The 19435-nt window shown below is 65.2% G+C and carries 22 protein-coding genes and 1 pseudogene; 18 read left to right on the plus strand and 5 right to left on the minus strand.

All coding sequences use genetic code 11. From position 1 onward, the window contains the following. Window positions 1-146: 146 nt before the first annotated feature. The 4 genes from E3T31_RS06430 (at window position 147) to E3T31_RS06445 (ending at window position 2636) form a co-directional block, all read left to right on the plus strand. Window positions 147-395, plus strand: a complete 249-nt coding sequence (locus E3T31_RS06430) for a type II toxin-antitoxin system Phd/YefM family antitoxin (protein ID WP_104089781.1) — start codon at window positions 147-149, stop codon at window positions 393-395. After that, on the plus strand, window positions 392-649 hold the full coding sequence (locus tag E3T31_RS06435; RefSeq protein ID WP_092338846.1) for a type II toxin-antitoxin system RelE/ParE family toxin: 258 nt from the start codon (window positions 392-394) through the stop codon (window positions 647-649). The genes E3T31_RS06430 and E3T31_RS06435 overlap by 4 nt, the downstream gene beginning before the upstream one ends. Window positions 650-969: 320 nt before the next feature. Continuing rightward, entirely contained in the window at window positions 970-1305 is a 336-nt protein-coding gene (locus E3T31_RS06440) for a hypothetical protein (RefSeq protein WP_134468013.1), read from the plus strand. Window positions 1306-1409: 104 nt separating this feature from the next. Continuing rightward, window positions 1410-2636 (plus strand): exonuclease domain-containing protein, encoded by a 1227-nt coding sequence (locus E3T31_RS06445; RefSeq protein ID WP_134468014.1) that lies wholly within the window; start codon window positions 1410-1412, stop codon window positions 2634-2636. Window positions 2637-2663: 27 nt separating this feature from the next. On the opposite strand, the gene E3T31_RS06450 is transcribed toward E3T31_RS06445, so the two are convergent. Then, window positions 2664-3065: a type II toxin-antitoxin system HicB family antitoxin gene (locus E3T31_RS06450; RefSeq protein WP_134468015.1), complete on the minus strand. Its 402-nt coding sequence runs from the start codon at window positions 3063-3065 to the stop codon at window positions 2664-2666. A 324-nt stretch (window positions 3066-3389) separates the two neighbouring features. After that, the gene (locus E3T31_RS06460; RefSeq protein WP_134468016.1) at window positions 3390-4127 is read right to left on the minus strand and encodes an IclR family transcriptional regulator; all 738 of its coding nucleotides are present in this window, start codon (window positions 4125-4127) and stop codon (window positions 3390-3392) included. A 169-nt stretch (window positions 4128-4296) separates the two neighbouring features. Between E3T31_RS06460 and E3T31_RS06465 the strand changes: the two genes are divergently transcribed. The 5 genes from E3T31_RS06465 to E3T31_RS06485 are packed head-to-tail and all read left to right on the plus strand — an operon-like array spanning window position 4297 to window position 9234. Beyond that, window positions 4297-5115 carry an ABC transporter ATP-binding protein gene (locus E3T31_RS06465; RefSeq protein WP_134468017.1) on the plus strand — a complete coding sequence of 273 codons (819 nt, stop codon included), beginning with the start codon at window positions 4297-4299 and terminating at the stop codon, window positions 5113-5115. Window position 5116: 1 nt separating this feature from the next. After that, window positions 5117-5971 (plus strand): ABC transporter permease, encoded by an 855-nt coding sequence (locus E3T31_RS06470; RefSeq protein WP_198416984.1) that lies wholly within the window; start codon window positions 5117-5119, stop codon window positions 5969-5971. 30 nt (window positions 5972-6001) lie between these two features. Beyond that, on the plus strand, window positions 6002-7042 hold the full coding sequence (locus tag E3T31_RS06475) for an ABC transporter substrate-binding protein (protein ID WP_166788409.1): 1041 nt from the start codon (window positions 6002-6004) through the stop codon (window positions 7040-7042). Window positions 7043-7072: 30 nt separating this feature from the next. Further along, a complete protein-coding gene (locus E3T31_RS06480; protein ID WP_134468019.1) occupies window positions 7073-8311 on the plus strand; it encodes a CaiB/BaiF CoA-transferase family protein in 1239 nt (412 codons plus the stop codon). Next, entirely contained in the window at window positions 8311-9234 is a 924-nt protein-coding gene (locus tag E3T31_RS06485) for a hydroxymethylglutaryl-CoA lyase (protein WP_134468020.1), read from the plus strand. Before E3T31_RS06480 ends, E3T31_RS06485 begins: the two co-directional genes overlap by 1 nt. 34 nt (window positions 9235-9268) lie before the next feature. Here the strand turns inward: E3T31_RS06485 and E3T31_RS06490 are convergent, their stop codons facing one another. After that, window positions 9269-9643 carry a YccF domain-containing protein gene (locus E3T31_RS06490; RefSeq protein ID WP_134468021.1) on the minus strand — a complete coding sequence of 125 codons (375 nt, stop codon included), beginning with the start codon at window positions 9641-9643 and terminating at the stop codon, window positions 9269-9271. An 88-nt stretch (window positions 9644-9731) separates the two neighbouring features. On the opposite strand from E3T31_RS06490, the pseudogene E3T31_RS18240 reads away from it, so the two are divergent. The 5 genes and pseudogenes from E3T31_RS18240 to E3T31_RS06510 form a co-directional block, all read left to right on the plus strand. After that, window positions 9732-9872 (plus strand): annotated as a pseudogene (locus E3T31_RS18240) (DUF2256 domain-containing protein); the annotation flags it as partial. After that, window positions 9855-10142: a DUF3253 domain-containing protein gene (locus tag E3T31_RS18245; RefSeq protein WP_255454036.1), complete on the plus strand. Its 288-nt coding sequence runs from the start codon at window positions 9855-9857 to the stop codon at window positions 10140-10142. The pseudogene E3T31_RS18240 and the gene E3T31_RS18245, both read left to right, overlap by 18 nt. Before the next feature lie 33 nt (window positions 10143-10175). Next, window positions 10176-10880, plus strand: a complete 705-nt coding sequence (locus E3T31_RS06500; RefSeq protein ID WP_134468022.1) for a dihydrofolate reductase family protein — start codon at window positions 10176-10178, stop codon at window positions 10878-10880. Window positions 10881-11019: 139 nt separating this feature from the next. Beyond that, on the plus strand, window positions 11020-11568 hold the full coding sequence (locus tag E3T31_RS06505; protein WP_134468023.1) for a PadR family transcriptional regulator: 549 nt from the start codon (window positions 11020-11022) through the stop codon (window positions 11566-11568). A 54-nt stretch (window positions 11569-11622) separates the two neighbouring features. Further along, window positions 11623-13278, plus strand: coding sequence for an AarF/ABC1/UbiB kinase family protein (locus E3T31_RS06510; protein ID WP_134468024.1), 1656 nt, complete (start codon window positions 11623-11625; stop codon window positions 13276-13278). 138 nt (window positions 13279-13416) lie between these two features. On the opposite strand, the gene E3T31_RS06515 is transcribed toward E3T31_RS06510, so the two are convergent. Next, window positions 13417-14700, minus strand: a complete 1284-nt coding sequence (locus E3T31_RS06515; protein ID WP_134468025.1) for a DUF1524 domain-containing protein — start codon at window positions 14698-14700, stop codon at window positions 13417-13419. Between the two features lie 216 nt (window positions 14701-14916). On the opposite strand from E3T31_RS06515, the gene E3T31_RS06520 reads away from it, so the two are divergent. Further along, a complete protein-coding gene (locus E3T31_RS06520) occupies window positions 14917-16500 on the plus strand; it encodes an HNH endonuclease signature motif containing protein (RefSeq protein ID WP_166788410.1) in 1584 nt (527 codons plus the stop codon). A gap of 82 nt (window positions 16501-16582) precedes the next feature. On the opposite strand, the gene E3T31_RS06525 is transcribed toward E3T31_RS06520, so the two are convergent. Continuing rightward, complete coding sequence (locus E3T31_RS06525) at window positions 16583-17803, minus strand: M20 family metallopeptidase (RefSeq protein ID WP_134468027.1); 1221 nt, start codon at window positions 17801-17803, stop codon at window positions 16583-16585. Window positions 17804-18059: 256 nt separating this feature from the next. On the opposite strand from E3T31_RS06525, the gene E3T31_RS06530 reads away from it, so the two are divergent. From E3T31_RS06530 to E3T31_RS18065, 3 genes are all read left to right on the plus strand, one after another. Continuing rightward, window positions 18060-18287 (plus strand): plasmid stabilization protein, encoded by a 228-nt coding sequence (locus E3T31_RS06530; RefSeq protein WP_134468085.1) that lies wholly within the window; start codon window positions 18060-18062, stop codon window positions 18285-18287. After that, window positions 18284-18706 carry a type II toxin-antitoxin system VapC family toxin gene (locus tag E3T31_RS06535; RefSeq protein WP_134468028.1) on the plus strand — a complete coding sequence of 141 codons (423 nt, stop codon included), beginning with the start codon at window positions 18284-18286 and terminating at the stop codon, window positions 18704-18706. Before E3T31_RS06530 ends, E3T31_RS06535 begins: the two co-directional genes overlap by 4 nt. Before the next feature lie 212 nt (window positions 18707-18918). Continuing rightward, window positions 18919-19332, plus strand: coding sequence for a hypothetical protein (locus tag E3T31_RS18065; protein WP_206750310.1), 414 nt, complete (start codon window positions 18919-18921; stop codon window positions 19330-19332). The last annotated feature ends 103 nt before the right edge of the window (window positions 19333-19435 follow it).

Raw genomic sequence — 19435 nt, forward strand, 5'->3', positions numbered from 1 at the left:
TCTTTCAACGTGCCCGTGCACAGCGGATGGCGGCACGAGCGCACGCGGACGGCGCCTAACAGACGCCGTTTGGCCGTTGCCGTGCGCCCGGCTGCAGATCTGCACTGCACATGTACATTGCAATCACGCTGATGTACATTTGAGGCATGTCGAAGTCAAGCGTCACCGACGCCAGGGCGCGCCTACCCGAGTTGATTGCCCAGGCCAGCTCAGAGGCCGTTTTCTTGGAGCGTCGCGGAAAAGTCGCTGCTGTGCTGGTGAGCCCTGAGCAGTACGCGCGCATGCAAGAAGCGCTTGAGGATGCTGAGGATGTCGCGGCGTTTGATGTGGCGATGGCCGACGAGGGCGACAACATTCCCTGGGAGCAGGTCAAAGCGGATCTAGGCTGGATGTGAGCAAATACCGGATCGAATTGCGCCCGGCAGCGGTCAAAGCTTTGCGTCGCATTGATCCGCAGGACCGCGGTCGGGTACAAGGCGCCATCGCCCTGCTGGGCGAAGACCCTCGCCCGCCCGGGGCGAGAGCGCTGCAAGGACGGGACGGCTATCGGGTGCGGGTGGGCAGCTATCGGATTATCTACACCATTCGCAACGACATTCTGGTGGTGGTCGTGGTCACCGTCGGCCATCGTCGGGACGTGTACGAGTAGCTCGTGGTGCTGCTCGACGGCCGCGTTATCGTGGCCCACAACGCCGCCTTCGACGTCACAGCAGGACTACCTCGCGTTGCTCGACCGCTGCCTGCTCGACCGGCAGCTCTCCACCCACGAAGCCGAGGCGCTCTGATTAGCCAGAGCCTCCCCAAAATTGGCCCTGTCCGAGGGCCGCGGGCCGGCTACGTGTCAGCTAGAGTGCGAAGTGCGGGTTGAAGCCCGCCTCGCGTAGTCAGGACGATTGTTGGAATGCACGGCCAGTCAGCCGCGTCCTGCAACCGGATCGAACGCGTCGAGCTAGCGAGAGGACAGCCAGCATGCCGCCAACCTGGCAGCCATCCGCCTGGGGCAAGGCCCTCACCAGCTCCGGCGACTGGAAACTCGCCCTCGACGGCGGCACCCTCACGGTCACCCTGGGCGGCGTCCCTATCGTGACCGCGGTCGAGGACGTCGAGATTCTCACCGTCACCCGCGGCCTGCTCTGGAGCCGGATCGAGCTGCACGTGGGGGAGTGGGTGAGTCGGCTCTACGGCATCCGCTCGAAGGATGCTGCCGCGTTTGAACGAGCCTTCGCCGCGTCACTGAAGGTGCTGCAACTTCGGCAGCTCACCGCGGAGTTCGATGCGGCGGCCCACCGAGCGAGCCTGGGCTAAACGGCTTCACCGCCGCAACCGCTGACGCCCCTCGTCTGTGGGCCGCGGTTGCGCCTGCCTCCTCGCTACAGTCAAGGAACCACCACCCTCAGCTCAGGAGTACCATGCCCGGTTTCGCCGTCATCGACTTCGAGACCACCGGACTCTTCGCGGGTGGCCACGATCGTGCCATCGAGGTCGCCGTCGCGCATGTCAGCGCTGACGGACAGATCGAAGGGCAGTGGGAGACGCTCATCAACCCCGGGCGAGACCTCGGGCGTCAGGATATCCACCGCGTGCGCGCCGCCGATGTCATGAACGCGCCCAGCTTCTACGAGATTGCCCCGCAGCTCGTGGCGCTGCTGGACGGCCGCGTCATCGTGGCCCACAACGCCGCCTTCGACACCCGCTTTTTACTCGCCGAACTCGCCCGCGCCGGCTACCCGATTTTCGAACCGGTGATCAGCCTGTGTACCATGCAGCTCGCCCGTGACTTTCTACCCGGTACCGGTCGGTCGCTCGCCGACTGCTGCGCCGCCTACGACATCGATCTCACCGGCGCCCACCGAGCCTCGGTCGATACCTACGCCACCGCGCAATTACTCAGTAACTACATCATTGGTGCCGCCGATCCGCTCCTGTGGGCCGACGCCCTTCACCATGCCGCCGCCTACCGCTGGCCGACCCTGTCGTTGCCGGAGCGCCCGTGGTACCCGCGGCCGGAATTCGCGACGGAGCAGACGGCATCCGCTTTTCTGGAACGCATCAGCGTGCGACTGCCCGAGATCACCGGACCGGCCGAACACCAGGACTACCTCGCCCTGCTCGATCGCTGCCTGCTCGACCGAAAGCTCTCGGCGCACGAAGCGCAGGCGCTCGTGCAGCTCGCCGAGGAGCTCGGCCTCAGCCGCCACCGCTGCGAGCTGCTGCACGGCGAGTATTTCGCCGCGCTCGCCCGCATCGCCTGGGCCGACGGTATTCTCACCACGGATGAGATGGCCGACCTTGTCGACGTCGCCAACCTGCTCGACATCTCAGCGGATGCCCTCGACGCCGGGCTCGACCAGCCGGAAACGGCAGTCGTCACCGTGACGAGTACACACTTCGAACTGCACCTCGGCGACCTCGTGGTGCTGACCGGCGAGATGACCCGACCCCGCAGCGACTGGGAATCGGAGCTGCTGGCCCGCGGCTTCGCGCCGAAAAGTGCGGTGACCAAAAAAGTGACGCTGCTCGTGGCCGCCGACCCGGACTCGCTGTCGGGCAAGGCGCGCAAGGCCCGCGACTACGGAATTCCGATCGTGGGGGAGGCCGCTCTGGCGCGGTTGGCGGGTGCGTTTCCGCTGCGCTGATTGCAGGCGGCATCCGATTTGCAGACGCTATCGCGCGAGCCGCGCAGCGACCAGCCGGTTGAGGCTGACCCGTTCCTCGGCGGCCTGCATCGCGAGCGATCGATTCAGCTCGGGCGGGATGCGGAGCTTGAACTCGCCACTGTAGACGCGATCGGCGAGCGGAACCGGGATCTTCTCCTGTGACAGCTGAAGGTCGGCGACGACGTCGGCTGTGAGACTGCGGATTCCGAGCAAGGCAGCAACCTGTCCGGGGGCCAGCCAGGAGAGGGACGGGAAGTGGGAGACCAGGCCAACGAACTCCTCGTCTTCGGCAGACCAAGTAACGCGGTAGGTGTAGTGGTCGATGGTTATCTTGGGGTTCTCCTTCCAGTTTGTCGATTGCTGCGAGCACTTGCCCCACTTGGTAGGGCTTGGCAGTTCCGTGGTCATTTTGAATGCTTACCCGAGGGATGCCTGGCCAGGGTGTTCGAAAGATGGCGTGACTGGTGCCGGCTTGCCAAGCGGCGCCAAAGAAGTGCTCGCAGACCTTGAGAAGGGCGGCGTAGTGGACATTTCTCGGATTCGCCCGCATCGCGCTCAACAGCGGCTCTGCCGAAGCCAGACACAACGGTGTCAATAATGGCACCACAAAGTCGAGGGCTATTTGCGCCCGATTTGCGCCTCACTTGCGGAATTTCTTGCCAAAGGAGACGGCATCCGCTTTTTTCCGGAACGGGCGCTGCCGAACCTGCGCCGCGCGCTCCGCAGGAAGTTCTACTGTTCGAAACCCAGGGCAGCGGAGATCAGCGCGGCGGCCTCCACGACCGGCTCCGTATACCCCGGAATCGCGGTCGCTTCGTTGAGCCTCGAGAACGGGGCCACGATGCCCACCACAGCCACCACGTTGCCATGGTGGTCGAATACGGGGGAGCTCACCGAGGCAACCTCGGGTTCGCGCTCCTCGAACGATGACGCCCAGCCCTGGGTGCGGATCTGATCCAGCAGCTCGGCGGGCAGCGCCTCCTCAGGCGCAACGGTCAGCAGCTCCTGCCGGGCGAACTCGTCGAAGGCGAGAAACACCTTGCCGGCCGAACCCAGGTGCAGCGGCATGACGGTGCCTACCTCGAGCACGCGGGAGATGGCGCGCGGCGAGCGGGCCGTGGCCACCACGGTTCGGTACTGCCGCCAGCGTACATAGAGCACCGACGACTCCTGGGTGTGTTCACGCAGGGTCTGCAGCATCGGTCGGGAGGCCTGGATCACGTCGAGGCCCTGCGTGGCATTGATAGCCCAGCGCGCCACGCCCAGTCCGATGCGGTAGCCGCTGCCGTCGCGGTCGAGAAAGCCCTCCGACACCAGGTTCTGTACGAGGCGCTGAGTGGTGCTTTCGGGCAGTCCGGCGCGCTGGCGAATCGCGCTCAGCGACAGGGTGGGTTCTTCCACGGTGAAGCAGTCCATGATCTGGCGAATCTTGCCCAGCACCAGAATGCGGTTACCAGCTGTTTCAGTCACGAGGTGTCCTTGTCTGCGCTGGGCGAGCGAAGCATCCGTTTGTCACAGAGCCATTATTCATTGCGTTCGGGTGCAAAGCGCCACTAGGGTTCATGTAACCACATCGCGAGTGGTTCACTCGCAATGTGAGTGAGAATCTCGACACCCGGCCTGTAAGGAATGCATGACAATGACGTCAACAGAATCAGCGCACCAACCGGCAGTCCAGCTCGATGCCTGCACGAAGGAATTCGTGACGCCGCAGGGCGGCTCCTATTTCGCGGTGAAGGGCATCGACCTCACGGTGATGCCGGGCAAGTTTGTGTCGATCGTGGGCCCGACAGGATGCGGCAAGTCCACGGTGCTCAACATGGCCGCCGGGCTGATGGCGCCGAGCCAGGGTGAAGCGCGCAGCTTCGGTGCCCCGGTGGTGGGTGTCAACCGCCGGGCCTCGTATATGTTTCAGCAAGACGCCCTGCTGCCGTGGAAGACCGTGCTCGACAACGTGTCGCTCGGCCTCATCATGCGCGGCGTTGGCAAGAAGGAAGCGGCCGCTGAGGCTCGTCGCTGGCTCGCCAAGGTGGGCCTGTCGAACTTCGAAGACCGCTACCCGCACCAGCTCAGCGGCGGCATGCGCAAGCGCACCTCCATCGCGCAGGCCTGGATCGTGAACCCCGACATACTGCTCATGGACGAACCCTTCTCCGCCCTCGACGTGCAGACCCGCCAGATCATGGAGAACGAGCTGCTCGACATCTGGCAGGAGTCGGGCAAGGCCGTGATCTTCATCACCCACGACCTCGACGAAGCCATCGCCCTCAGCGATGAGGTCGTGCTGCTCAGTGCCGGCCCGGCGAGCCACGTGGTGGCCCGCTATGACATCACTCTGCCGCGCCCGCGCAACCTGCTCGAGATTCGCGACGATCCGCAGTTCGTCGAACTGCACCGCGAGATATGGGGCAAGCTGCGCGACGAAGTGGCTAAGACCTACGCGGCACAGGCCGCCTGACATGTCAACGACGACCACTCGAGCGGATGCCGCTCCCGCCGCATCCGCTACCCGCCCGCCCCGCAGCGGCTCGGCCCGACCTCGCGGCGAAACGCCCGCGGTGCTGATGCGCTTCTACCAGCTACTGCTCACCGCGGTGGTGCTCGGTGCCTGGGAGATTCTCGGCCGGGCCGGCGTGATCGATACGTTCTTCTTCTCGCTGCCGAGCGCCATCGGCGTGGCCGTGTGGGACTGGATCACGACCGGCTTCATCTTTCCGCACCTGTGGATCACCCTGCAGGAAGCCCTCTACGCCTTCATCATCGGTACCGGGCTCGGCCTCATTCTCGGCTTTCTGCTGGCCAGGGTGCGTTTTCTCGAGCGGCTGTTCGAACCGTTCGTGCAAATGTTCAACGCCCTGCCCCGCGTGGTGCTCGCGCCCATCTTCCTCTTGTGGTTCGGGCTCGGTATCGAATCCAAGGTGGCCTTCGGCGTCACCCTGGTCTTCTTCATCGTGTTCTTCAACGTGCTGCAGGGCGTGAAAAGCGTCGACAAGGTGTTGCTCGACAACGCCCGCATGCTCGGCGCCACCGAACGCCACCTCATTCAGCACGTCGTGCTGCCGAGCGCCCTCACCTGGATCTTCTCCAGCCTGCACATCAGCGTCGGCTTCGCCATTGTGGGCGCGGTCGTGGGCGAATACCTCGGCGCCGCGGCCGGCGTCGGCTACGTCATCGCTCAGGCTCAGGGCGTGTTTGACACCGAAGGCGTGTTCGCGGGCATGTTCATCCTCATGATCGTGGTGCTCTTCGTCGATCTCGGCGTGAACCGGCTCGAACGCTACCTGCTGCGCTGGCGCCCGGTTCCCGGCGCGTAAATACTGATCTTCCTAGAGAAAGAGAACACCGTGTCCCTGCCCAAAAAGTTCACCGTGGCCGCCGCAGCGTTGCTCACCGCCACCCTGTTTGCCGGCTGCAGCAGTACCGCAAGCGGGGGAGCGGATGCCGCAGCCACCCCTAAAGTCGCCATCGGTATCGGCGGTCAGACCCTGCTCACTTACCTGCCCACCACCCTCGCCGAACAGCTCGGCTATTACGAGGAGGAGGGGCTCGACGTTGATCTGCAAGATCTGCAGGGCGGGTCGAAGGCCCTCACCGCGCTGCTCGGCGGCAGCGTGAACGTGGTGAGCGGCTACTACGAGCACACCATTCAGATGCAGGCGAAGAACCAGAGCATCACCTCGTTCGTGCAGATGGGCAAGTCGCCCGCCATCGCCCTCGTCGTGGCTCCCGGATCAACCTCAAAGATCAAGTCCCTCGACGACCTCATCGGCAAGAGTGTTGGCGTCACTGCGCCGGGCTCCTCCACCCACACTATGCTGCGCTTTCTGCTCGAGGAGGCGGGCTTGAACCCCGATGGCGTCAGTGTCGTCGCGATGGGGGCCGGAGCATCCGCTGTGGCTGCCATGGAGTCGGGTGGAGTTGTGGCCGGCGTGATGCTCGAACCCGATGTGTCCGTGCTCGCGGAGCGCACCGGCGCCGAAACCGTGAGCCTCGCCGACCTGCGCTCGCCCGCGGGCGTGGAGGAGCACTACGATACCGACATGTGGCCGTCGTCGTCGTTCTACGCGCAGAGCGACTGGCTCGCGAAGAACCCCGAGACCGCCCAGAAACTCGCGAACGTGCTCACCAAGACGCTCGCCTACATTGCCGAGCACACCGGAGCCGAGATCGCGGCCGAGATGCCGGAGACCTTCAGCGGCGGAGACCTCGAACGCTACGCCGCGCTCATTGAGGAACTCAAGCCGCAGCTCACCGAAGACGGACGCAACAGCGAGGCCGGTGCCGAGGCCGTGCTCGACACGCAGCGCATCGCCAACCCGGAGGTCGGTGACGCCGAGATCGACCTCGCCGCCACCTACACCAACGAGTTCGTCGGCGGAAAATAGGCGCACAGCATCCGCTCGAAAGGACTTGATATGACCAACGTGGCCCCGCTCACCGGAGTGCGTGTGCTCGAACTCGGCAACTTCATCGCCGCGCCCACGGCCGGGCGCATGCTGGCCGATTTCGGCGCCGAGGTGATCAAGGTGGAGCGCCCCGGAACCGGAGACGAGCTGCGCAACTGGCGGCTGCACGCTGGCAGCACGTCAATGCTGTTTCGCACGATCAACCGCAACAAGAAGTCGATCGTGCTCGACCTCAAGACCGAGCTGGGGCGGGACATCGTGCTGGAACTCGTGGCGCACTGCGACGTAGTGCTCGAGAACTTTCGGCCGGGCACGTTGGAGAAGTGGGGACTCGGGCCCGCCGAGTTGAACGCGGTGAATCCCGACCTCATTCTCACCCGGGTGTCGGCGTTCGGGCAGACCGGGCCGCTCTCGCAGCGCCCCGGATTCGCCGCAGTCGCCGAGGCGATGGGCGGCTTTCGCGACCTCGTGGGCGACCCCGACCGGCCTCCCGTGCGGGTCGGCGTGTCGATCGGCGACTCGATCGCCGGGCTCTACGCGGCCTTCGGCTCGGTGATGGCCCTGTTTCAGCGCGAGGTGCGTCAGGGGCGAACGGATGCTGCGCTCGAGTTGCACGAACGCGTCATCGACGTGGCGCTCAACGAATCGATGCTGTCGATGATGGAATCGCTGATACCCGACTATTCGGCGTATGGCGTGGCGCGGGAGCGTGTCGGCGGGCGGATGGACGGCATCGCCCCCACCAACGCCTACCTCTGCGGTGACGGCGCGAGCATCGTGATCGCTGGCAACGCGGATGCTATTTACCAGCGCTACATGCAGGTGATCGGCCGCGATGACCTCGGGCTCGACCCAGGGTTGCAGAACAATGCGGCGCGGTGGCGGCGGCGGGATGAGCTCGACGCCGCGATCGGGGGGTGGACGTTGGGGCTTTCGGCAGCTGCGGCTTTGGCCGTGTTGGAGGAGGCGGGGGTTCCGTCTGGTCGTATATATACGGCTGCCGATATCTGCGCGGACGCGCAGTACGAGGCGCGCAACATGATCCAGCGCTTCGATGTCTCCGATGGGGCACAGGTCTTGCCTGGCGTGGGTTTCCCTGGCATTGTGCCGGTGATCGGCGAACGCTCGCTCGACATCAAGACCCTCGGGCCAGACCTCGGGGAACACACCCGAGAGGTGCTGTCTGCGGTTCTCGGCAAGAGCTCTGCCGAGATAGACCACATCATGAGCGAATTGCAGCCCGCCTGATGTTCACCCTCGAACCCGCCGCGGTGCTGCGCGACGTCACCCTGCGCGACGGCCTGCAACTCACCGGCGGCATGCTCTCCACCGAGCGCAAGCTCGAGACCATTCGGTCATTGCTCGCGCTTGGGGTGGAGTCGCTGGAGATCGGGTCGATGGCCCGGCCCGACCTCGTACCCTCCATGGCGAACACTCTCGAGGTGCTCGCGGAGCTCACGCCCGCTGAGCTTGCGCGGTGCTGGGTGTGGGTCGCCACGCCGCGGCATGTGGAGCGCGCCGCCGCCGCCGGTGCCCGCAACTTTCAGTACTGCTTCTCCGCAACGGATGCCCACAATCAGGCCAACATTGGTCGCACGACCGAGGCGAGCCTCGCCGCCATGCCAGCGGCCGTGGAGATCAGCCGTGACGTGGATGGGCAGATCCAGCTGTGCATCGCCACGTCGTTCACGTGTCCGTTCGACGGTCACGTGGCTCCGTCGCGGGTGCTCGCGATCGCGCAGGATGAACGCGCGCTCGGCGCCTCGCACGTCGTGATCTGTGACACGCTCGGGCAGGCGGTGCCCGCGCAGGTAGCGTCGCTGATCAGCCGGGTGCGCCTTGAGACACCTTCACGGGAGATCGTGTTCCACGGGCACGACACGTGGGGGCTCGGCGTGGCGAACACTCTTTCGGCCATCTCGGCCGGGGCCACTATGGTGGACGGCGCCCTGGGCGGTCTGGGCGGATGCCCGTTCGCTCCCGGCGCCAGCGGAAACACGGCGAGCGAGGACATCCTCTTCGCTACCCGTCCGCGGTGGCTCACCCCTTCCATTTTCAGGGCGCTCGTGAGCTTCACAGAGGGGCTACTGTCGGAGCTCGACGAGCCAAACCGGTCGAAGGCCGCTCAGGGCGCCCGTTCACCCGCGAAGGCGTTCGACTGGGTAATGTAATTGCTCGAAGTGGAGGCGAGACTTGCCTACGACACTACGGCGTGTCGACGATCTGCTTGCCGAGCGGCATGAGCGCGACCGGAATCAGCTTGAAGTTGGCGATGCCGAACGGGATGCCGATGATCGTCACGCAGAGGGCGATGCCGGAGAGCAGGTGCTCGAGGGCGATCCACCAGCCGGCCAGAATCACCCAGACGACATTGCCGAGCAGTGACGCGGCGCCGGCGCCCGGGGCGTCGACCACGGTCTTGCCGAACGGCCAGAGCGCGTAGACGCCGATGCGTGCCGCGGCGATTCCCCAGGGGATCGTCACGATGAGAATGCACATGATTGCGGCTGCCAGCATGTAGCCGAGGAACAGCCAGAAGCCTGACAGCACGAGCCAGATGATGTTGAGAAGGGTCTTCATGGTGGTTCCATTCTCGCAGGTGGCTGCTGCCCGCACGGCGCTAGCGCCAGCGTGGCACAAACTCAGGACTCCGGGCAAGATAGAGGCCATGGCCCACCGTCAACGGCACCGTGCCGATGCTGACCCCGTAACCGATCGGGCGGATAAGACCTGCGCGTCGTGTGGGCGACGCATCGAGTGGCGTGCGAAGTGGGCTCACAACTGGGACTCGGTGAAGTACTGCTCGGCAGCCTGCCGCTCACACGGGGTCAACACGACAGACCTCCAGCTCGAAACGACCATCGTGACGTTGCTTCACGAACGGGCACGCGATGCCACGATCTGTCCGTCTGACGCGGCGCGCGCCATCGGCGGCGAGGAGTGGCGCGACCTGATGGAGCCGGCCCGACGAGCCGCACGGCGCATGGTCGCCCGCGGCGAATTACAGATCACCCAGGGCGGCGTCGTGGTCGACCCGTCAACCGCCAAGGGTGCAATTCGGTTGCGAACGCCGCGATAAGCGTTCCGTACCACACAGAGAGGAGCGCACGATATGACAGTGACCTGCGACATGATGGTCGCGGAGGACGGCTACGCGGCCGGCGTGAATCAGAGCCTGCAGCATCCGCTGGGCGAGGGCGGCGAACGACTGGCCCGCTGGCGTTTCGAGCGGCCCGATGAGAACGCCGCCGAAATCGCCGCCATCGCGACCGCGGGCGCCTACATCATGGGGCGCAACATGTTCGGTCCAGGCCGTGGCGAGTGGGACGACGAGTGGACGGGCTGGTGGGGCGACGACCCGCCGTACCACGCACCGGTGTTCGTACTGACGCACTACCCGCGCGCCCCGCTCGTGATGCAAGGCGGCACGACCTTCACGCTCGTGACCGCTGGCATCGAGGCGACGATTGAGCAAGCTCGCGCCGTTGCGGGGGATCGCGAGGTCGCGATTGCGGGCGGGGCCGCCACTGCGCGGCAATACCTGGCAGCCGGGCTGATCGACGAGTTGCGGCTGCACGTCGCGGCGGCGGTGCTCGGCGCCGGCGAGCCGTTGCTGGCGGGACTGGAGCACCTCACCTTGGCCATAATGTCGCTGGTGATCACGGTCGGCCTGGTGCTGTTCGCGATAGCCGGGCAGGCTTGGTACGTGTGGGTGGCCAGCGCGGTCGGTGCCGCGGCCCTCGTCGCATTTCTCCTGCTGTTCCAACGCGCACGCTTCAAGCGGATGCTGGCGCTGCGGCACGCAAACGGCGCCTGACACAGAGTTGCCATGATCGGTCGGCGGTGTCTGGGAGCCAGCCCTGAGCATCCGTTCTGGGGTAACGCTCGAGGCGATCGCTGGGTATCGTTGAACCTATCGCTGTATATCGTTCGCACGTCATACCGAGGAGGTAATCATGGGCAACACATTCCCCACCGGCGGGTTCAACGCCGCCAACATGGACGGCATCTGGCAGGCCATGGAACAGTTCCGCTCCCGCTTCGAGAAGCAGGCAGGCACGGCCACCCGAGCCGGTCGCGGCGAGGTGCGCACGGCGGTGCTCGCCCTGCTGGCGGAGCAGCCGATGCACGGCTACCAGATCATCCACGAAATCGAAGAGCGCAGCGGCGGCAGCTGGAAGCCCAGCGCCGGCTCGGTCTACCCCACGCTGCAGCTGCTGGCTGATGAGGGCCTGATCAGCGCCGAAGAGAACAACGGTCGCAAGATCTACTCGCTCACCGATGAGGGTCGCGCGGCAGTCGCTGACGCCGACACGAGCGCCCCGTGGGCGGCGACGAGCTCCACCGGGTCACACGGCCACACGGCGCTGCCGAAGGCGGGCATCGAACTCGCCCAGGCTGCTGCTCAGGTCGGTCGCACCGGATCGCCGGAACAGATCAAAGAGGCTGTAACCGTGCTCGACGACGCGCGTCGCAAGCTCTACTCGATCCTCGCCCAGGACTGACGGGTGCCGCTGGCTCGTCGAGGTAGCTACGATTCGAATTCGGGCGCGGGCAACATGCGCGCCCGGTACCGCCGCATTCTGCGTTTTGCCAGCTGGTATCTCGCCATAACGTGGTGGTTCGAGTTGTTCCTGCCTCGCATCGGGCTGGTGAAGATCGCCGAGCGCACACGCTCCAAGCGGATGCAGCGCTTCGCGAAGGGTTTTCACGTGCTCGCGGCCGACCTTGGCGGTCTCATGATCAAGGTCGGGCAGTTCATGTCATCGCGCCTTGACGTGCTGCCGCCCGAGATCACTAAAGAGCTCGAGGGGCTGCAGGACGAAGTCGCGCCGGTATCGTTTGCGGCCATTCGCGCTGCTGTCGAGGCGGAGTTGAGCATGCCGCTCGAACGGGCCTTTACGTCGGTCGACGAGACGCCGGTAGCGGCGGCATCCCTCGGGCAGGCACATCGAGCCCGGCTCACCGCGCTCGATGCTGCTGACACGGGGCTCGACGGGGTCATTATCAAGGTGCAGCGCCCGGGAATCGACGAAATCATCGACGTCGACCTTGCAGCGCTGCGCAAGGTGGGAGGCTGGCTCAGCCATGTGAAACTCGTCTCCAACCGGGTCGACATGCCGGCGCTGGTCGAAGAGTTCGCACAGACGAGCCTCGAAGAGATCGACTACCTGCACGAGGCGAGCAGCTCCGAACGTTTCGCAGCGGCCTTTCCCGATGACGACCGAGTCGGTGTTCCCGGTGTCGTCTGGGAACGAACCACCCGCAAGGTGCTCACTCTCGAAGATGTCACGGCGATCAAGATCACCGACGTCGACGCCCTGATCAAGGCCGGCATCGACCCGGCCGAGGTGGCTCCGGTCTTCGCCGAGGTCATGTTCGACCAGATGTTCACGATGGGCTTCTTCCACGCCGATCCGCACCCCGGCAACATCTTCGTCACCCCGGACGCCGACAACGAGCGCGGCTGGAAACTGACCTTCATTGACTTCGGCATGATGGGCGAGGTGCCCACCAGCACGCGCACCGGGCTGCGCAAAATGCTCATTGCAGCCGCCTCACGCGATGGGCGCGGCCTGGTCAATGCCATGAACGATGTCGGCGTGCTCCTGCCTTCGGCCGAGACGACCGAGCTCGAACGGGCCATGACCACTCTGTTCGCCCGGTTTGGTGGCATGGGTTTCGCCGAGTTGCGCGAGGTGGACCCGCGAGAGTTCCGCGAATTCGCGGTGCAGTTCGGCGACGTGGTGCGCTCGCTGCCGTTCCAGCTGCCCGAGAACTTTCTGCTCATCATCCGAGCCATGTCGCTCACCTCCGGCGTGGCCAGCGCGCTCAATCCCGCGTTCAACCTCTGGGATTCCGTCGAGCCTTACGCGGCGCAGCTGCTGCGCGACGAGAGCGGCAACTTCGTGCAGGACATCGCGAAGCAGGCGGCGGAGACGGTCGGCATCGCCGTTCGCCTGCCCAAGCGCCTCGACGGATTGATCACCCGGATCGAAGACGGCTCCGTTGCGGTTGCCAGCCCGGGCCTCGAGAAGCGCGTCGCCCGCCTCGAGCGCACCCTGCGGCAAGCGGTATCCGCGCTGCTGTTCGCTGCGCTGCTCATCGCCGGCGTCCTGCTGCGAGCGGATGACGCGGTGCTGGGCACCGTATTCATGGTCGCGTCGGTCGTCCCCCTGCTGCACGCGCTGTTCGCGGGGCGACGCGGGTTCTAAGCCGGCGGACGCGGGTTCTGAGCGGGCGGTCGCGGTGGCCGTCGACGCGGAGGCGACCGGGCAGACCGGCGGGGCGGCATCCGCTCTATGGTTGGGGATTGCGCACGCCATGACGGCTGGTTCGGCCAGCCTGGTCAGCTAGCTTTCGCAGCCGACGCCGTCGCCGTCCCGGTCGAGGTGACGCCCATACCCGGCGTCCCCCGTGTGTACCGGAGCTGCTCCAGCAGCACGCGCCGCGTCACAGTTCTTGTAGTAGGCGCTGGCGGGTGCCGGCGCAACCGGTGCCACGGGTGCCGGCTCGACGGCGACCGGAACGGGCACCACGACCATGGGCGCAGGCCCGGCAACCGGAACGGGGACGACGACAACGGGAGCGGGAGCCGGCGCGAAAACGGATGCCGTCGCCCGCTCGTCGGGGCAAGCCGTCAAAATACGGGTCATCGCGTCGTGCTCGGCCTGCGTCACCCATAGCCCGTAGGTCGCCTTCACGGAAATCTGCCGTGCCACGTAAGCGCATCGGTACGGTTTCAGCGGCGGCAACCAGGTGGCCGTGTCGCCGTCACCCTTGCTCGAGTTCGTGCGTCCGTCCACGGCCAGCAGATTGAGCGGATCGTTCGCGAGCGACACTCGCTGGGCCTGGCTCAGTTGCTGGGCACCGGTTTGCCAAGCATTCGATAGTGCCACCACGTGGTCGATTTGCACGAGCGACGACGTCGCCGTTCCGCGCACAAAGTTGATCGTTTTTCCCGTGTATGGGCCGGTCAGCGTGCCGGTCACGACCCGGCAGCCGCCTTGCTTCGCGATGTTGGTCAGGTCGCGGGCCAGGATGTCGTTACGGGTATCGCATCCGTTTTGGTCAACGTCGAGCCAGGCCGTGCCGAAGCCGCCGCTGCGGTCGTAGCCGGTCTTGGGTGAACGCCCCTTCACCAGCAGCGTCGCCAGCAGCGCCACCGCTGTGGTGTCGGTCCCTGACGTATCGGCCAGAACGATGCTCGCGGCCTCCGGTGCCGGTGTGCTCGTGGCTGGATCGGTTGGCGCTTCGACGGTGAATGCCAACGGCGTCGGGCTCGGAGTCGGGCTTGGCGTCGCGGAAGGGGTGGCCGTTGCGGTCGGTTGCGCACTCGTGCTGGCCAGGTTCGCGTCGACGGATGCCGGTGCCAGCGACGATCCGACAACGACCACAACGAGCGCCCCGGCCAGAACGACACTCGCAATCTTGCGTGTGGGTATGACGGCCCACGAGCGTCGGCCGGTGGTCAACACATAGATAGCGGTAAAGGCGCCGATCGAGCCAATCGTCAGGAACAGGCCGGAAAACCCGCTGGTCGACGCGGCCACGAGTAACAACACCTGTGACAAGCCGAGCACGGTCCAGGTGAGCGTGGAGAATTTTGGTCCGCGAAGGCGGGGTTCTGCGGACATGGGGCTCCTCTGGCAGCGTTCCGACAACCAGACGAACTTATCCGTTGTTCCACGGCGAACGCACTCCCACCTTCGGGGGACGCGGGCCTGGTTGCGGCGTCACCGGCTGCGGTTTGTGCCGGGCCAGTGTCGAGCACGGGGGCGTAAGTAATTCTTATAATTGCTCACTATATTTATGAGATGTTCTCGTTTTTAAGAGCGATTCGCGGTATAATTGTGGGTGAAGGAGGCGCCGTCGCCATTACCCTTACCGCCCCGCCGACCGTAGCTGGTGCACTGCCGGAGTTCGCGGGTTCCCGGATCGCAGCGATTGCTCAGGCAGCTGCCATTCTGGCAGCAGCGTTAGACGGGGTGCGGTTCGGTCATCTGGATGACTCCGAAGCGGTTGCGGTGCTCGCGGCGCTCGAAGGTCTCGGCCGCAAGGTTGATGGGGCCAGACTACGGTCGACCGCCGACATCGGTGCGCGGGCCGAAACCGACCTCGGGAACGGTTCGTTGGCCTACCGAAACGGATGCCGCACCAAGGTAGATTTCATCACCCAGCTCGCCGGCATCTCCGGCCGTGAGGCCAAGCGGCGCCTGAAACTCGGCGAGACAGCGGTGGAACGCACGCCGCTGGGCCTGCCGGTCCCCGCCCGTTACCCGGTCATCGCCGACGCGCTGGGTAGCGGCGACCTCGGCATCGAGGCGGCCGAGATCATCGCGACCACCCTCACCGCCCTGCACGGGAAGGTGCTGCAGGACGACCTCGACCACGTCGAACGTGCCCTCGTGGCCTCCGCGACCGGGGCGATCACTCCGGAGACTGCCGGGCTGCCGGGGGCGGGCATTCGTTTCGCGCCGGATCTGCTGCGGGTGCAAGCTTTGGAGTGGCAGGGGCGGCTCGACCCCGACGGCACCGCCCCCAACGACGACGCGGTGGAGGCGAAGAGCACCCTCACGTTCGGGCTGCTGCGCACCGGGCTCTACCCGCTGCGGGCCGACGTCACCCCCGAGCTGCGCGGCATCATGGACACCTTCTTCGACACTCATCTATCGGCTCGGTCGCGTACGCCGCGGTTTGAACCCACCGATCCGGCTGACGGTGCCGTCACCGCGTTGAACGGCCTGGACGTCGACGACCCGAACGCGGACGCCGGCCTCGACGGTGAGCGCTTCAACGCCGACCCGTTCACCGGCGATACCCGCTTCGACGGCGACCACCGCACCGCGGGTGAGAAACGCGCCGATATCCTCCGCACTGTGTTCGAAGCGGCCGCCCGCGACCCGAAAACCCCCACCATGGGCGGCGCCGCCCCCAACGTCATGATCCACATCAACGCCAGCGACCTCGACAACGACCGCGGTGTTGGCTGGATCGATGGCATCGACGCGCCTATCTCGATGCGCAGAGTGAAAGAAACCATCTGCACCGGTGGCTCCCAAAGCGTCATCATCGACGACCACGGCGCCATTCTCTACCTCGGCGACAAGGTACGGTGCTTCACCGCCAAACAACGCGCCGCGATCGCCGCGCGCGACGGAGGCTGCATCATCCCCGGCTGTACCATCCCCGCCCGCTGGACCGAAGTGCACCACGTCCACCCCGCCGCAAAAGGCGGACCCACCAACGTCGACAACGGAACACTGTTGTGCTGGTTCCACCACCACACCATCGACACCAACGGCTGGACCATCCGCATGATCAACGGCCGACTCCAGGTACGCGGCCCACTCCTCTGGGACCCAACGCAAACCTGGCGCCCCGCCCAATCACACCGAGCCAACACCCCGAGCCCCGAACCACCCTGGCGCACCTAGTAGGTGCTTGCCCAATGGTTGTCCAGGCTTTCCGTTCCTCTTCCTGCGAAACTCGGCGGTAGTCACAGCTGGAGCCTCGTAGTCACTCCAAGCCCGCCAACTCGGCCACCCGTGACAGCGCCAGCTGGGTGTATAGAGCGGTGCCGTCGGCCAGGACATCGTCGTCGAAGGTAGCCGCGGGGGAGTGGTTGAAGGCGGCGGTGGCGTCATCCGCTTGTCTCGAAACGGCCGAGAGAAAGACGAAGGTTCCGGGAACCTGTTGCAACACCCGCGAGAAGTCTTCGGAGCCGCTGAGCGGGTTGACCATGCGGGTGAAGCGCTCGCCGCCGAAGAGCTCGCCGACGACCCGTTCGGCCCGGGCGGTTTCGCTCTCGTCGGTGATGGTCGGCGGGTATTCGGTGTCGTAGTCGACGGTCACGTCGACGCCGTGCGCCGCCGCGATTCCCTCGAGCAGCCGCGGAACGACGCGCGCCAGCCTGGCCCGCGACTCCTCGGTATAGGAGCGCACGGTAGCCTCCAGTCGCGCCGATTCGGGAATGATGTTGCGCTTGGTGCCGGCCTGCAGTACCCCGACCGAGAGCACCACCGGGTCGAACATGTTGAACTGGCGCGTGATCATCACCTGCAGGGCCGTGACCATTTCGGCGATGACGGTCACCGGATCCTGCGCATTGTGCGGCGCTGAACCGTGCCCACCGGCCCCGTGCACCGTCACAGTGAGGCCATCGCTCGCTGACATGAGGGTGCCGGCTCGACCCGAGAACTGCCCGTTGGGGGCCCCGGCCGAGAGCACGTGCAGACCGTAGGCGGCGTCAGCGCGGCGCCCGGCGGCGTCGAGCACGCCCTCCCGAATCATCACTCCCGCTCCGTCGAAGCCTTCCTCGCCCGGCTGAAACATGAGGACCACGTCACCGGCGAGCTGGTCGCGGTGGTGGGCGAGCAGCGTCGCCGCACCGACGAGCATGGAGGTGTGCAGGTCGTGCCCACAGGCGTGCATGGCGCCGTCGATGCGCGAGCTGAAATCAAGCCCGGTGCGTTCCTGAATCGGCAGCGCATCCATATCGCCGCGCAGTAACACTGCGGGCCGAGAAGCGGATGCGCCGGCGCCGGTTCCGCGCAGCACCGCCGTCACCGAGGTGGTGTCGGTACCGAGGGTGATCTCGTACGGCAGGCCGTTGAACGCCTCCAGCACCTTCTCCTGGGTGCGCGGCAGCTGCAGCCCGATTTCGGGTTCCTGGTGCAGGCGGTGGCGCAGGTCGGCGATGTCGCCGGCAAGTGCACGGGCGTCAGAGAGTACGGACACGGCTTCTCCTTTGAATGGTTCTAGTCTGAGCCGCAGTGCAAGTGTTGTCGAATTCGGAAGGAATCGGCTGGCAGTTTGAACGGTGCAGAACGATCCGGGATGCCGTGGAGCATGGGGGAGTCAATACTGCAATATTTGTACATCGCATGTACCCGAATTGCAGGATGTCCTGCCATATTGAGTATTTATCTGATTCTCCTGTACTACCTCCTGCTCTTTCGCTAGCAGTGATAGCACTCCGTGGAAGGGAGTCATGATGGCCGCCATTACCGTTCGCAATCTCGACGACGAGGTGCAGCGTCGACTCAAGGTGCGTGCCGCCGCCAACAACCAGTCCATGGAAGCGGAAGTCCGAGCCATTCTGAGCGCCGCGGTGATCGGCGGCGACTTGGCCCGGGCATGGGTCGCTGCGACCGCGGAATTCCGCGGGGATGACCTGAACCTGCCGGCGCGCACGACGGGTCGCGAACTCGATCTCTCATGATCGTGCTTGATACCAACGTTGTATCTGAGCCGCTTCGTTCGAGCCCGCATCCTGTGGTGCTGGCCTGGTTGGATCGAGTCTCTGTTGACGTGGCACTCACGTCGGTCAGCGTCGGTGAGATTCTCACGGGGGTTCGACTCCTTCCTGACGGTCATCGTCGGGACGGCCTGATGGCGGCAACCGAGCGCACGCTCGCGAGCTATTCCGATCAAGTTCTTCCCTACGACGAGACCGCGGCGCGGGTCTATGCGCTCATGCAGGAGTCTCGACGCGCGAGCGGGCATCCGCTCAGCGTGGAAGACGGCATGATCGCGGCGATTTGTCGGTCCAAAGGAGTGACGCTCGCCACCAAAAACATCAAGGACTTTCAAGATCTCGGCATCGATCTGATCAACCCGTGGACCGACTCGCCCCGCTGACCGTCGACGCAGCATAACTCCTGCAATTCGTGAGGCATCGCAAACGGATGCCCGTGAACATGCGGAAGTTTTCTGTCGCTGCCAGGAATTGCAGGAGTTATGCCGCGGAACCTTCGCCGGCATTCGTGGTGCCATTCAGCAATGTCGGTGGGTGCCTCTAACGTCGTCAGTAACTACTCACAGACACTCGTGCCGAGAATATGGAGAAGGAAATGCACGTGCTGGTAGCTACAGATGCAACGCAGGGCGCTCGCCGAAGCGATTTCGCAAACTGCATCAAGGGCGAATTGGTCTGGATGCTCGATGTGTGTCCCGAGAGTCGGCGCAATCCCGACGGACAGTGCCCCTGCGGCAGGTCTTTTCGCGGGTTGTATTCCGATGAAGAGACGACTACGGCGCTGGTGACGGACCTTCCGAATCTCACTCGGAGCGAATACCAAAGGGCCTTGTATGAAAATCATGGCGACGCTGATTCCTGCCCGGCCTGTCGAGTACGCCCGTTTAGCAAAGTTGTCGACGAGCTCATTCGCCTCGGTAGTCTCTGGCCGATCGGTACCGTGATGGAGCGTCGGGTCGACCTGCTTCAGGGCCGCGCGCCACACCGTCCTTGGGCCAAAGCCGAATGACTGCTCAATCACCCTCCTATGTGATCGATCCGATAGGTTCCCAAGCGAGATGGACTTCGGCCGCGCCGAAGCTCGCGCACCGCCAGCAGCCGCGCCATAAGGC

Origin of the sequence: Cryobacterium sp. TMS1-13-1 (assembly GCF_004403125.1) — a bacterium.
In the GTDB taxonomy this organism is placed as follows: Bacteria; Actinomycetota; Actinomycetes; order Actinomycetales; family Microbacteriaceae; genus Cryobacterium; species Cryobacterium levicorallinum.

Bases quoted from the DNA above. Each gene is read 5' to 3' on its own strand.
- E3T31_RS06430 (WP_104089781.1), top strand. From the start codon at position 147: ATGTCGAAGTCAAGCGTCACCGACGCCAGGGCGCGCCTACCCGAGTTG.
- E3T31_RS06440 (WP_134468013.1), top strand. From the start codon at position 970: ATGCCGCCAACCTGGCAGCCATCCGCCTGGGGCAAGGCCCTCACCAGC.
- E3T31_RS06445 (WP_134468014.1), top strand. From the start codon at position 1,410: ATGCCCGGTTTCGCCGTCATCGACTTCGAGACCACCGGACTCTTCGCG.
- E3T31_RS06450 (WP_134468015.1), bottom strand. From the start codon at position 3,065: ATGACCACGGAACTGCCAAGCCCTACCAAGTGGGGCAAGTGCTCGCAG.
- E3T31_RS06465 (WP_134468017.1), top strand. From the start codon at position 4,297: ATGACGTCAACAGAATCAGCGCACCAACCGGCAGTCCAGCTCGATGCC.
- E3T31_RS06470 (WP_198416984.1), top strand. From the start codon at position 5,117: ATGTCAACGACGACCACTCGAGCGGATGCCGCTCCCGCCGCATCCGCT.
- E3T31_RS06480 (WP_134468019.1), top strand. From the start codon at position 7,073: ATGACCAACGTGGCCCCGCTCACCGGAGTGCGTGTGCTCGAACTCGGC.
- E3T31_RS06485 (WP_134468020.1), top strand. From the start codon at position 8,311: ATGTTCACCCTCGAACCCGCCGCGGTGCTGCGCGACGTCACCCTGCGC.
- E3T31_RS06490 (WP_134468021.1), bottom strand. From the start codon at position 9,643: ATGAAGACCCTTCTCAACATCATCTGGCTCGTGCTGTCAGGCTTCTGG.
- E3T31_RS06500 (WP_134468022.1), top strand. From the start codon at position 10,176: ATGACAGTGACCTGCGACATGATGGTCGCGGAGGACGGCTACGCGGCC.
- E3T31_RS06505 (WP_134468023.1), top strand. From the start codon at position 11,020: ATGGGCAACACATTCCCCACCGGCGGGTTCAACGCCGCCAACATGGAC.
- E3T31_RS06510 (WP_134468024.1), top strand. From the start codon at position 11,623: ATGCGCGCCCGGTACCGCCGCATTCTGCGTTTTGCCAGCTGGTATCTC.
- E3T31_RS06515 (WP_134468025.1), bottom strand. From the start codon at position 14,700: ATGTCCGCAGAACCCCGCCTTCGCGGACCAAAATTCTCCACGCTCACC.
- E3T31_RS06530 (WP_134468085.1), top strand. From the start codon at position 18,060: ATGGCCGCCATTACCGTTCGCAATCTCGACGACGAGGTGCAGCGTCGA.
- E3T31_RS06535 (WP_134468028.1), top strand. From the start codon at position 18,284: ATGATCGTGCTTGATACCAACGTTGTATCTGAGCCGCTTCGTTCGAGC.
- E3T31_RS18065 (WP_206750310.1), top strand. From the start codon at position 18,919: ATGCACGTGCTGGTAGCTACAGATGCAACGCAGGGCGCTCGCCGAAGC.